The sequence below is a fragment of the Pseudomonas sp. BT-42-2 genome (assembly GCF_025847435.2).
GTDB lineage: Bacteria > Pseudomonadota > Gammaproteobacteria > Pseudomonadales > Pseudomonadaceae > Aquipseudomonas > Aquipseudomonas urmiensis.
On sequence record NZ_JAOYTM010000013.1, the window covers coordinates 203,713 to 215,210 of the forward strand.

12 protein-coding genes are annotated in these 11,498 nt (G+C 61.8%); 7 read left to right on the forward strand and 5 right to left on the reverse strand.

Annotation, left to right across the window (positions count from 1 at the left end; all coding sequences use genetic code 11):
* Position 1 precedes the first annotated feature (1 nt).
* Positions 2-640 (reverse strand): TetR family transcriptional regulator, encoded by a 639-nt coding sequence (locus tag OIU19_RS17000; protein ID WP_264235984.1) that lies wholly within the window; start codon positions 638-640, stop codon positions 2-4.
* Between the two features lie 108 nt (positions 641-748).
* On the opposite strand from OIU19_RS17000, the gene OIU19_RS17005 reads away from it, so the two are divergent.
* Both OIU19_RS17005 and OIU19_RS17010 read left to right on the forward strand, forming a co-directional pair.
* Positions 749-1,711 carry an XdhC family protein gene (locus OIU19_RS17005; protein ID WP_264235985.1) on the forward strand — a complete coding sequence of 321 codons (963 nt, stop codon included), beginning with the start codon at positions 749-751 and terminating at the stop codon, positions 1,709-1,711.
* Positions 1,712-2,027: 316 nt separating this feature from the next.
* The gene (locus OIU19_RS17010) at positions 2,028-2,309 is read left to right on the forward strand and encodes a DUF3077 domain-containing protein (protein ID WP_186553600.1); all 282 of its coding nucleotides are present in this window, start codon (positions 2,028-2,030) and stop codon (positions 2,307-2,309) included.
* Positions 2,310-2,400: 91 nt separating this feature from the next.
* Here the strand turns inward: OIU19_RS17010 and OIU19_RS17015 are convergent, their stop codons facing one another.
* Positions 2,401-3,309 (reverse strand): hypothetical protein, encoded by a 909-nt coding sequence (locus OIU19_RS17015; protein WP_264235987.1) that lies wholly within the window; start codon positions 3,307-3,309, stop codon positions 2,401-2,403.
* Positions 3,310-3,787: 478 nt separating this feature from the next.
* Here OIU19_RS17015 and codB point away from each other — a divergent pair, with 478 nt between their 5' ends.
* The 5 genes from codB (at position 3,788) to OIU19_RS17040 (ending at position 9,170) form a co-directional block, all read left to right on the forward strand.
* Entirely contained in the window at positions 3,788-5,047 is a 1,260-nt protein-coding gene (gene codB / locus OIU19_RS17020) for a cytosine permease (RefSeq protein ID WP_264235988.1), read from the forward strand.
* A complete protein-coding gene (locus OIU19_RS17025) occupies positions 5,044-6,261 on the forward strand; it encodes a PucR family transcriptional regulator (RefSeq protein ID WP_264235989.1) in 1,218 nt (405 codons plus the stop codon). The genes codB and OIU19_RS17025 overlap by 4 nt, the downstream gene beginning before the upstream one ends.
* 4 nt (positions 6,262-6,265) lie before the next feature.
* Positions 6,266-7,507 carry a cytosine deaminase gene (gene codA / locus OIU19_RS17030; protein ID WP_264235990.1) on the forward strand — a complete coding sequence of 414 codons (1,242 nt, stop codon included), beginning with the start codon at positions 6,266-6,268 and terminating at the stop codon, positions 7,505-7,507.
* An 88-nt stretch (positions 7,508-7,595) separates the two neighbouring features.
* Entirely contained in the window at positions 7,596-8,339 is a 744-nt protein-coding gene (locus OIU19_RS17035) for a sulfite exporter TauE/SafE family protein (protein ID WP_264235991.1), read from the forward strand.
* A gap of 93 nt (positions 8,340-8,432) precedes the next feature.
* Positions 8,433-9,170, forward strand: coding sequence for a hypothetical protein (locus OIU19_RS17040; RefSeq protein ID WP_264235992.1), 738 nt, complete (start codon positions 8,433-8,435; stop codon positions 9,168-9,170).
* Position 9,171: 1 nt separating this feature from the next.
* On the opposite strand, the gene OIU19_RS17045 is transcribed toward OIU19_RS17040, so the two are convergent.
* The 3 genes from OIU19_RS17045 to OIU19_RS17055 form a co-directional block, all read right to left on the reverse strand.
* Positions 9,172-9,711: a WYL domain-containing protein gene (locus tag OIU19_RS17045; protein ID WP_264235993.1), complete on the reverse strand. Its 540-nt coding sequence runs from the start codon at positions 9,709-9,711 to the stop codon at positions 9,172-9,174.
* 93 nt (positions 9,712-9,804) lie between these two features.
* Entirely contained in the window at positions 9,805-10,248 is a 444-nt protein-coding gene (locus OIU19_RS17050) for a PaaI family thioesterase (protein ID WP_264235994.1), read from the reverse strand.
* Between the two features lie 94 nt (positions 10,249-10,342).
* Positions 10,343-11,344: a zinc-binding dehydrogenase gene (locus tag OIU19_RS17055; RefSeq protein ID WP_264235995.1), complete on the reverse strand. Its 1,002-nt coding sequence runs from the start codon at positions 11,342-11,344 to the stop codon at positions 10,343-10,345.
* Positions 11,345-11,498: the final 154 nt, after the last annotated feature.

Consider the following 11,498-nt stretch of genomic DNA (forward strand, 5'->3'; position numbering starts at 1 on the left):
CTCAGCGGCGCAGGCCGCGCAGGGCCAGGTCGCTGATGAACGCCAGCCAGTCGGACTTGGCCTGCTTGTCGGCCAGGTCCACGGCAAGGAAGGAGCTGAGGGTGTACCGATTGGAGTTATAGAAGTAGCACAGCGAGGCGATCATCAAGTAGGTGTGCTTGATGTCGATATCGAGGCGGAACAGGCCCTGGGCCTGGCCCGCCTCGATGATTGGCCGCAATACGCCGACCGCCTCGCCGGACAGCGCCTTGAGGTTCTGCGACTTCTTGGCGTGCTTGCCCTGATGAAGGTTTTCCGTGGCCAGGATGGTGACGAATTCCGGGTGGCGCACGTAGTAGTTCCAGATGAACGCCACCAGTTCGCGAAGGGCGTTTTCGGGGTCGCTGAGGTCCAGGCGCAGCTTGGCTTCGGCTTGGTTGAAGCTTGCGTAGATATGCTCCAGCACGCTGATGAACAGCTGCTCCTTGTTGCCGAAGTAGTAATAGATCATGCGGTCATTGGATTTGGCCAACGAGGAGATCTGCTCGATGCGCCCGCCGGTAAAGCCTTCCTTGCTGAACACCTTCACCGCGGCCTGGAGGATGTTGTGTTTGGTGCGGTCGGCCTGCTGGGCGCGAACGCCGGTTTTGCGAGTCTGCATGGGGGATCACTGTGCGGCTGGCAAGAGCGCTAACACTGCCATAGACCCTAGGGCCTTTGCGCGGCTTTTTCAGCACAACGGTTAATGATGCCAATGAGGTAAGCGAACATGCAGCATCTGGATTTGCAGGTCATCGACAAGGCCCTGCAATGGGCGCGGGCCGGCGAGACGATCTGGCTTTGCACGGTACTGTCCACCTATGGCTCGGCCCCACGCTCCCCAGGCGCGATGCTGGTCAGCAATGGCGGGCTGGAGTACGTCGGCTCGTTGTCGGGTGGCTGCGTCGAGGAGGAGTTTCTCGCAAGCCTTGGGCGCGGAGCCTTTACCCAGTCGGCGCAGGTGGTGCGCTATGGCGATGGGCAGGCGCAGAGCCGTCGTTTGCGTTTGCCGTGCGGCGGCGTGTTGGTGGTGTTGGTCGAACGTCGTGAATCGAATGCTCGCTGGCTGACGCATTTGCAGGCGCTGCGCAGTGCGCTCCTGGGGCAGCAGCGGGTGGCGCGCAGGATCGCGCTGGCAAGCGGCGACTTCGAGGTTTATGCCGACAGCAGCGTTGCCGTGCGCATGGGCGAGGAGGTGGTGGAGATCGGCATCGGTCCGGCACTGCGCTTGTTGCTGGCTGGGTTATCCCCGGTGGCCGAGGCCTGCGCTGCTATCGCCCGCACCCTCGGTTGCGAGGTCATCGCCTGTGATCCGCGTGAAGAGATGGCGCATGTGCAGCTTGAAGGCGTGCAGATGCATCGCGTGCTGCCCTCGTTGTTCATTGCTGAGGGTGGCTGCCATGGCGCCACGGCCGTGGTCGCGTTGACGCACGATCCGAAGATCGATGATTTGGCCTTGCTGGAGGCGGTCAATACCCAGGCATTCTACATCGGCGCCATGGGTTCGCTGGCAACTTCCGCCAAGCGCGCTGAGCGCTTGCGGCGTATTGGTGGATTGACCGAGGCGCAAATCAGGCGCTTGCACATGCCAATCGGTCTGGACCTGGGGAGCAAGTCGCCGGCAGAGATCGCGCTGGCGGTCATGGCGGACGTATTACGGGTGTATCGAGGGAAAGCGCGGGACGCCTTGTAGGACGGTTTTTGCCGGCATTGGTATCGAGCAAGGCGGTAATTTGTAGGAAAGCGCGCTTTTCTTCCTCAATGCTTGTAGTCCAATTCCCAATGGCGTCGTTTCCCTGCTCAGTCCATTGTGACACCCCGGCGGCAGGTCTAGTCTCGCTATGCCTGTCGCGCTTCACCCCAGCATTTGCCGGTTCCACGGGCAGAGATTCGCGTAGGGTTGCGTTGAATCGGTCTGGCAGGAGCTTGGGTGTGGCGCGAGAGGTTCTATCGATCATGGACAAGAGAAGGGCGGCACAATGGACGACCAAACGCTGTTGAACCAGATTATGAAATTGAAGACCACAGGTGTAGCCACGTTTGCCTGTGATACGCCCAAGGGCAAAGTCGAGCTGCTCCGGGTGATGCCAGGGCTGGCGGCCGAAGAGGTGCTGCAGGATGTGGTGAAAATGTTGAGCTGTATGACCGAGCTCACTCGCCGCGCCATGGCCCGGCCGGACGATGTGGAAGTGTTGATGCGCTCGGGTTACTACCTCAATGGCATGGCCAAGGCGTTGGTCGAGGATCTGTTGCTGGGCTTGCATGGCGAGTCGGGCGCTACCGCGCATTAAGTTTTGCGGACATCGGCCTTTATCAGGGGACACGTCGCAGCGGCGCACCGCCGCTGCTAATGAAAGCGCAGCGATTCGCCCGTTCCCCTCATTATTGAGCCGAGGTACCCAGCAATGCCTCGATCTCAGCCAAGCTCTTCTTCGCCGGCGCACAGGCGATCGGTTCGAAACGATAACCCAGCTTGTCGTCAGAGATAGCGATAGCAGCAGTATCGTTAGGCAAAGGCGCAATCATGGCACCACGCTTGTCCGAAAGGCCGCAGTAGGAAGCCGGCAACGTGAAGGCAGCGAAGGCAATTGCCTCGCGTGCTGGTTTTTCATACGTCGATTTGCGTGAGAGTTCGGCCATCGCAGTCAGCGCTATCAACGCGCACAGGTAGATCGCCACCACCGCAGCCAAGTCAGGCAACGCGTCATATTTCTGTTTTTTGCGCATGCTGAAGTAGTCGCGCACCATCGAGCGCAGCATCAGGAACAACGAGCCGAACACCACCGCCCCCAGCGCTATCGCCACGCCCGCCGACCACAGTGACACAGTCATGATCACACTCAGCAGAAGTTGTGCGCCGACCAACTCGCGCGGTGGCAAGTGGGTCAGCTCGGCAATGACGTGATCGGCGAGAACCTTCGAAAGTGTCGCCACCCCGATCGCCAGCAGACCTGCCAGGGATTTCCACGGCAGGCGGTCGCGCAGTTTGCTGATCTCGAAGTAGCAGTACAGGAAGGCCATTCCAGACAACCAGGTCAAACCCAGCAGTGATCGGCCGAAGAGAGGGTTGAGCGGCATGCCCAGCTTGGCCAGGGCGCCAGTGGCGTAAAGAACCACAGCAAAGAAGCCGAAGATCATCATCACATGCCGCGTCAACGACCAGTCCTTGACGATCAGGTAGCGGCGATAGCACCAGACCCGTTTGCGTGGTGTGGCATAGACATTGGCGCCATAGCCCGATAACGCTGGGGCGATGATGAACAGGGTGACGCAGAGCAGTACCTCAAGCATTGCCTTTCCTTGTTTGATCTCTCTTGCCCGCCGGTCGAACTAGCGACCGGCGCGGCGTCCATGGTTGCAGTGTGCACGTGGCGTGAGTTGCGATTGTGCAGGCCATGGCAGAGAGATACATCCCTAGGGACGGCATTTCGGAAGCGTCTGACGTGATGCAGAAGCTTGGTAGTAGGAATTGTTAACCACAACGCCGATGGAAGGGGCTGGGCCTGCGGTCAGGGGAAAATGGTCAATAGCGCTCAAGGCCAGCTCGATTGTTTTCGTTTCTGAACTACTCAGCACGTCCCCAAACAGTGCAGGCATGCTTTAAAATGAGTCTCCAAGCACAATAATTTTGCCTTTAGTTGGTTTTAGCTATGCATGTTGCATATAAATCGATATTCGAATTGCTGACTTTTTCCGCCTGCACCTGGTACCGCGTAAGCGGCCCACATATTGCTCTAGCTGCTGCCATCGACAACCCGGAGCCCCAGCCATGAGCGCGCCCAGCGAATTCCCCCTCTCAGAAGCCCCTCAATCAGCCCGCAAGGGCTTGCTACCGATTGCCATGGTGCTGTTCAGCTTCACCTTCTTCACCGGCACGATGTTCGCCGGTGGCAAATTGGGCATGGCCTTCAACTTCGTCGACATGCTGTGGATCGCGACCATTGGCAACAGCTTGCTGGCGCTGTATGCCGCCACCCTGGCTTTCATCGCCTCGCGCAGCGGTCTGAACACGGTGCTGATGGGGCGCTTCTGCTTTGGCGAGGCAGGCAGCCGGCTTTCGGATTTTCTCCTGGGCTTTGCCGAACTGGGCTGGTACGCCTGGGGCACGGCGACGGTGGCGATCGTGCTGGTCAAGCTTCTTGGTCTTGCCGATGGTTTTACCATCCCGCTGATGGTGCTGTTTGGCCTGGGCTTCAGCATCACCGCAATCATTGGTTTCAAGGGCCTGGACCTGCTGTCACGGGTGTCGGTGCCCTTGATGTTCGTCCTGCTGGTGGTGTCGATGGTCATCGCCACCCGCGATGCCGGGGGCTTTGCCGGGCTGGCGGCGGTCATGCCGCATGAGGCGATGAGCTTTTCCGCGGCGGTGACCATGGTCTTTGGCACCTTCGCCAGCGGCGCCACCCAGGCCACCAACTGGACGCGGCTGTCGCGCAGCGGGCGGGTGGCAGTGACTGCGAGTGTGGTGAGTTTTCTGCTGGGTAACGGGCTGATGGTGGTCGCGGGGGCCTGGTGTGCGATGGTTTACCAGCAAGCGGATATCGTCGAGGTGATGATCCTTCAGGGCCTGTCGTTCGCGGCGGTGGTGATGCTCTGCCTGAACCTGTGGACCATCCAGGGGCCGACTATCTACAACGTTTCGGCGGCGGCCTGCCATTTGCTGCGCAGCGAGCGTCGGCGCACGGCGACTCTGGTGGCGGCGGCGGTAGGCATCGTGCTGGCGATTGGCGGTATGTACGAGTTGCTCATCCCGTTCCTGGTACTGCTGGGCTCGATCATTCCACCCGTGGGCGGGGTGATCATGGCCGACTTCTGGTATCGCCACCGTGGTCAGTATCCGGCCTTGGCGTCGGTGAGCCTGCCGCGCTACAACCTCAAGGGCTTGTCGGCCTACGCGGTGGGCGCGTTGTTGGCCTATTGCTCGCCGTGGGTTGCGCCACTGGTGGGGATTGGCGCCTCGGCGCTGTGCTACATCCTGCTGCTTGAACTCAGTGGCCGGCGGCGCACCCTGGCGCAGGTCGAGCCGTGAGCCTGGCGCTGGAAGAGATCCTCTCCTTGCCTGGGCTGCAGGACATGGTGGTTCGCGCCGGGTCGCGCAACTTGCAGCGGCGCGTGCGCTGGCCTTATGTGGCGGAGAACGAGGGCATCGCTGAGTGGGTGATGGGCGGCGAGCTGGTGTTCGTCACCGGCATCAACCATCCGCGCGGCGAGGCCAATCTGTTGAGCCTGGTCGAAGACGGCGAGGCGGTTGGCATTGCCGGGATGGTGATCCTCACCGGCGGTACGTTCATCCAGGGTATTCCGCCTGCGGTGATCGCGCGCGCCGAGCAGTTGGGCCTGCCGCTGATCGAGCAGCCCTATGCGCTGAAGATGGTGGTGGTCACTCATTTGATCGGCACGGCGTTGGTGCAGATGAGCCAGGTACGGCGCTCGCGCAACGATATCCTGGGCCAATTGCTGACTGGGGATTACCCAAGCCTGGCCATCGCTCGCCAGCGCGCAGCGCATCTGGAACTGGCGCTGGATATGCCGCGGCGTTTGGTGGCGCTACGCCTGTCAGCGGTCGATGAGTTGTTCGAGCGCCATGGTCCGTCGCACGGTGAGCGTCTCTGGCAAAGCACCCGCCAAGCACTGGAAGACCATCTTCACGCTTGGTGCCGCAATCGCCCAGGCGCGGTGATGGCGCAGTTGCCAGGTGATCTGTTGGTGCTGTTGTTGGCCGAGGATGGCGACCTGCGCATGGCCTTGGCCGAGTTGCATCGGCAACTGCTGGAAGTGGCCGGGGAGATGGGCCTGTACATGGGGCTGTCGAGCCTCGCCGAGGACTGTGCACATTACCGCCAGGCCCTAAACCAGGCGCGCCAGGCCCTGGAGGTGGCGCAAAACCTGCGCCCAGCCACGGGCCTGTGCGACTTCAGCGAGCTAGGTGTATTGCGCTTGCTCCAGGGCATCGTCGACCGCTCGCTGATCGACGACTTCGTCGCCCAGACCCTCGGCCCGCTGATCACGCCTGGGCGCAAACACCCGTACTCGCTGGTGCATACCCTCGACGCGCTGCTCAAGGAAAACGGCAATGGCCTGAAGGCCGCGCAGCGTCTGGGCTTGCATCGCAACACCATCAACCAACGTATGCAACGTATCGAGCACTTGAGCGGGCAGTCGCTGGACGACCCGCTTTTCCGTATGAATGCTTCGGTCGCTATGCTGATATGGCGCATGACCGAAGCCCAAGGCAAGGAGTAACCCCATGAACATCATCAACGCACGCCTGCGTGGCAAACCCGGCCTGTTTCGGATCGAACTCAATGGCGAGCGCATCGCCGCCATCGAGCCGCAAACCGCGGCGCTGGCGCTGAGCAATGCCGATGACCTGGACGCCCAGCAGAACCTGGTGGTAGCGCCGTTCATCGAGCCGCATATCCACCTCGATGCCACGCTCACCGCGGGTGAGCCGAACTGGAACATGAGCGGCACGCTGTTCGAGGGCATCGAGCGCTGGGCCGAACGCAAAGAACTCAACACCCACGAAGACACCAAGGCTCGTGCCACCAAGACCATCGGCATGCTGGTCGATCACGGCATCCAGCATGTGCGTACCCACGTCGACGTGACCGACCCCAAGTTGACGGCGCTCAAGGCGATGATCGAGGTGCGCGAAGAAGTCCGTCACCTGATCGATCTGCAGATCGTGGCTTTCCCGCAGGAGGGCATCGAGTCGTACGCCAATGGCCGGGCGCTGATGAGCGAGGCGGTGGCGATGGGTGCCGATGTGGTCGGTGGTATTCCGCACTTTGAGAACACCCGTGACCAGGGCGTGTCGTCGATCAAGTTTCTGATGGACCTGGCCGAGCGCAGCGGCTGCCTAGTGGATGTGCACTGCGACGAGACCGATGACCCGCAGTCGCGCTTTCTCGAAGTATTGGCCGAGGAGGCGCGGGTACGTGGCATGGGCGCGCGGGTCACTGCCAGCCATACCACGGCCATGGGCTCCTACGACAATGCCTACTGCTCCAAGCTGTTTCGTCTGTTGAAGATGAGTGGGATCAACTTCGTTTCCTGCCCGACCGAGAGCATCCACCTGCAGGGGCGTTTCGATACCTATCCCAAGCGCCGTGGCCTGACCCGGGTGGCCGAAATCGACCGGGCGGGGATGAATGTGTGCTTTGGCCAGGACTCGATCGTCGACCCGTGGTATCCGCTAGGCAATGGCAACATCTTGCGCATTCTCGAGGCGGGGCTGCACATCTGCCACATGCTCGGTTATGAAGATTTGCAGCGTGGCCTGGACCTGATTACCGATAACAGTGCCCGCACCCTCAACCTGGGTGAGCGCTATGGCATCGAGGTGGGGCGGCCGGCGAATCTGCTGTTGTTGTCGGCGCCGGATGATTACGAGATGGTTCGCAGCCAAGGGCATGCGTTGGTGTCGGTGCGTGCTGGCAAGGTATTGATGCGCCGCACGCCGGCGCAGGTTCAGCGGTTTGCTTGAGGTGTAGAGGCTGGGGCTGCAAAGCAGCCCCCACAATCTCAAACCTTGCGATTAGACTACGAGGTTTTAAGGCAAAGGCCATCCGTAAATGGACCCGCTTTACCTCATCGCGCTGGGCGCCATCGTTGCCGGCTTTGTCCAAGGCCTCTCCGGTTTCGCCTTCGGCATGGTCGCCATGTCGTTCTGGGCCTGGGGCCTAGAACCGCGTCTGGCCGCGTCGCTGACCGTATTCGGCAGCCTCACCGGCCAACTGATCGCGGTGTTCAGCGTACGCCGCGGTTTCAGCTGGCCGTTGCTGTGGCCGTTCGTACTCGGCGGCCTGGCGGGCATCCCGCTCGGGGTCTGGGTCTTGCCCTATCTGGACATGCTCTGGTTCAAGGCGGTATTTGGCACCTTGCTGGTGCTCTGGTGCCCATTGATGCTGATGGCGCCACGCCTGCCGCGTCTGCAAGGCAACCGCCTGGCCGACGGCGCCGTGGGGATGGTTGGTGGCGCGCTGGGCGGCATCGGTGGCTTCACCGGCACCGTACCGACGCTGTGGTGCACCCTGCGCGGCTTCGACCGCGATACCCAGCGTGCGGTGATCCAGAACTTCAACCTGTCGATGCTGCTGGTGACCATGCTCACCTACCTGGGTACCGGAGTTGTCACGCAACAGATGCTACCCTCGTTTGGCGTGGTGGCCTTGGCGATGGCGCTGCCGGCTTTGTTGGGCACGCGGCTCTACCTGGGGATCAGCGAACAGACCTTCCGCCGGCTGGTGCTGGGCTTGTTGACCTTGTCCGGGGTGGCCATGCTGATTGCGTCGGTACCCGCGCTTGTAGCCCGTTAAGAGCAATTCACAATTGCCCCACAGGCCGATCGGTGGCAGGCTTTGCCGGCGCTTTTGCATCACCCATACTGCGAACAATAAGGAACCGCCAAGGTGAGTTGGGAAAAAGTCGGGAAGTCCCTCGTGGGCCTGTTGGTCGTCGGCGCCTGCGCAGCAGGGCTGTATACCGCCTTCAAGGAAGAACCAGCCCTGCAGGCACGCCTGACCTACGCCTACCTGACCTACCCGAGCCAGTTCAACGAGCGCATCAGCAAGGCCAATGACTTGCTCAAGTACGAGCGCCTGCATGAGCGGATGAGCGATATCAGCAAAGGCCTGCTCAGCCACCAGCAGCTCGACAAACTGGTCGACGTCGCCCAGGAACCCTACCTGCAGCTGTTCGCCAAGCCGTTCGAAGCAGGGCTGGTCGACCATCGCACCGGCTTGCAGATCGAGCTGGAAAATACCAGCGATAGCGCCCTCAAGGACGTGCAGATCCGCCTGCCGGCCAAAGGCCTGGTGCAGGTGCGTGACGATGCCGGCAACGATGCGATTCCCCAGGCGGCGACCAATATCATCGACATTCCGAGCATCGCCGGGCGTGCGGCGTGCAAGGTGTGGATCTATTTTGATTCGGATTACTCGCAGATTCGCCAGGGTGGCCTGAGCATCCGCCATGCCGATGGGCTGGCACAGATCAGCACCTACCGCGAATACATAGGCGTGCCCGCAACGGTGGCCAAGTACAGCCAGCTGCTAATGGCACTGCTGGTGGTACTGACCCTGGCGGTGCTTGGCCTGGCCTACACCTGCCTGCGCCGAGAGGGCAGCGCCTCGAGCGCGTCCAGATAACTCACTCGCCGTCGTGCAGCGCCAGGCCCTGGCGCAGTTGTGCAAGCATCGCTGTGCGTAGCTGCGCGGGCGCGTACAGCTGAATTGCCCCGGCGTGGGCCAGCAGCCAGCCCAGCAAGGGGCGATTGTCTTCGACGGTAGCCTCAAGGTGAGCGCTGCCGTCTTCCTGATATTCAAGGCGCATATCCGCAGAAAGCGGCTGTTGTTGCAGGCGCTGGGCCAGTGCTGGGTTGACCCAGGCGCGTAACGCCACCCGCTGTGGCCGGTCGAGGTCGTTTGGTTGCAGCAGCTGCGCCTCGCCCAGGCTCAAGCCCGGTTGCCAGTACCAGCCATAGGGCATGCCTTTGCTGTTGCAGTGTAAAGGGAACAACCCGGCCAGCTCATTCAGATCACGTTCCACCGTACGCTTGCTGGTTGGGTGACCAACCTTGGCCAGCGCCTGTTGCAACTGGGTGGAGCTCAAGCCCGGAGGGTAGTCGGGCAGCAGCCTGAGCAACTGCCACTGACGGGCGATGGTGTGGCGAGTGGGATTGCTGGGCAAAACACGGATCCTTGGCGCAGCGGGTGGCTCGCCTAGCTAGTGGCAATTGGCTATTCCTGCGCAGCATACCTTGGCGCAGGATCGGATCCAAATTTAGTTAGCGCCTTCGCGCAACGGTTGCTGGATGACTTCGTATCTTGCAGTTCCCTCGACTACTAGCGTGCCTTGCTCATCCCAGAGTTTTCCTCTGGCATAACGCCTATGTCCTCTGGACATGTATTGGGTACCGACGCCGACGAAGCGCCCAGGAGTGACAGGCACCCGCAGTTGGATATCCAGCCCAGTACAGCGGGCCGCTTGGTTACTGGCGAGCATGGCGAAGACTGCCGGCCCCATGCATTCCTCGATCATCGCCGAGAGCATACCGGCGTGGATAAAGCCCTCTTCGTTGGTCAGGGATGACGTAGCCGTGAACAGCACCTCGGCCTGGCGCTTGACCTTGTGATACAAGATCAGCTGCCAGCCGAGCAGGCTGGCGGCGTGAGGCAACGAATGCTGGCCATCTGTGGTTCTGCAGAACAGCGTGTCCTTGTCCATCAGGTGATGCGCTCCATAGCCGAGGGCATCACCTAGCCTGCAATGGACAGTGGGGCAGGTCTACTGGCAAAAATGCCAGGTGTGCAGCTAGGCCTTACCTGCTTGCAGGCCGGCTCAACTGCGCCACCCATTTGCCCCCGCTATTGCCCTCTTTGAGCTGGCGCAGAGCCTGGGGCAGCTCAGCGAAGTCGAACAGCCGGCGTTGCGGGGTGAGCAGTTGGCCGTCGGCGACGTGTTGCAGCAACTGCTGCGCTGCGGCCCGCAGTGCCTGATGATCGAGCAGGCGGCCGTAGGCGTGAATGCTGTTCAGGGCGACTTCATGCAGTGAAATCGCGCTGCTGAAGGCGGGCAGTGGCGCGGTTTCCTGGCGGTCCTGGATGCATACCAAGTGGCCGTTGTAGCCGAGCAGAGGGGCGAGGCTGGCAGCGTGGGCGCCGCTGACGGTGTCGAACAGCGCATGCAGAGGGCGCTCGCCTAAGGCGGTTTGCAGCTGTGCCTGCCACTGGGCGTTGTGGTAGTCGAACACGTCGACCACGCCTAGGGCCTTGAGCGCTGCATGGTGCTGCGGGCCGGCAGTGGCCCATACGCGCAAGCCGCGTTGGACGGCCAGTTGCGCGAGATAGAACCCCACCGCGCCACCGGCGCCAATTACCAGCACATCGCTTGAGGCGCCTGGGGGGACCTTGGCCAGTGCCTGCCAGGCAGTGATGGCGGGGCAGGGCACGGCGGCAGCGACGCTGTCATCAATAGTGGCTGGCAATTGCATGAGCAAGTAGGCGTCGACCAGGCAGTACTCGGCGAAGCTGCCATCGCGTGAGAGCGACTGGTGATAGGCGACGCGGGTGCCGAGCGGGATGTCCACGCCAGCGCCGACGGCTGCGACGACGCCAACCCCGTCAACCCCGGGCACGGTGCCCTGATGCCAGTCGGGGTGGCCCCATTCGCAGATCTTCCAGTCCACCGGGTTGAGGCCGATGGCGCGGTTGGCCACCAGCACTTCGCCGGGGCCAGGTTGCGCCAAGGGTTTGCTGATCAGTTGCAGGCCATCGAGGCCAGCGCCTGGGGTCCAGCCCCAGGCTTGGTAGGTGTTGGGCATGAGGGAGTCCTCGGGTTTAGAGCGTGTGGTTGTGTAGGGTAGTGCTGGCCTCTTCGCGGGCAAGCCCGCTCCCACAGGTATTGCTCCCACCCAGCGGCAGGGGTTGGAACAGTGGGTCGTTGCGCATGGTGGTCTCCGGGGGAGTCGATGGGTT

Bases quoted from the DNA above. Each gene is read 5' to 3' on its own strand.
- codB (WP_264235988.1), top strand. From the start codon at position 3,788: ATGAGCGCGCCCAGCGAATTCCCCCTCTCAGAAGCCCCTCAATCAGCC.
- codA (WP_264235990.1), top strand. From the start codon at position 6,266: ATGAACATCATCAACGCACGCCTGCGTGGCAAACCCGGCCTGTTTCGG.
- OIU19_RS17000 (WP_264235984.1), bottom strand. From the start codon at position 640: ATGCAGACTCGCAAAACCGGCGTTCGCGCCCAGCAGGCCGACCGCACC.
- OIU19_RS17050 (WP_264235994.1), bottom strand. From the start codon at position 10,248: ATGGACAAGGACACGCTGTTCTGCAGAACCACAGATGGCCAGCATTCG.
- OIU19_RS17005 (WP_264235985.1), top strand. From the start codon at position 749: ATGCAGCATCTGGATTTGCAGGTCATCGACAAGGCCCTGCAATGGGCG.
- OIU19_RS17015 (WP_264235987.1), bottom strand. From the start codon at position 3,309: ATGCTTGAGGTACTGCTCTGCGTCACCCTGTTCATCATCGCCCCAGCG.
- OIU19_RS17035 (WP_264235991.1), top strand. From the start codon at position 7,596: ATGGACCCGCTTTACCTCATCGCGCTGGGCGCCATCGTTGCCGGCTTT.
- OIU19_RS17055 (WP_264235995.1), bottom strand. From the start codon at position 11,344: ATGCCCAACACCTACCAAGCCTGGGGCTGGACCCCAGGCGCTGGCCTC.
- OIU19_RS17010 (WP_186553600.1), top strand. From the start codon at position 2,028: ATGAAATTGAAGACCACAGGTGTAGCCACGTTTGCCTGTGATACGCCC.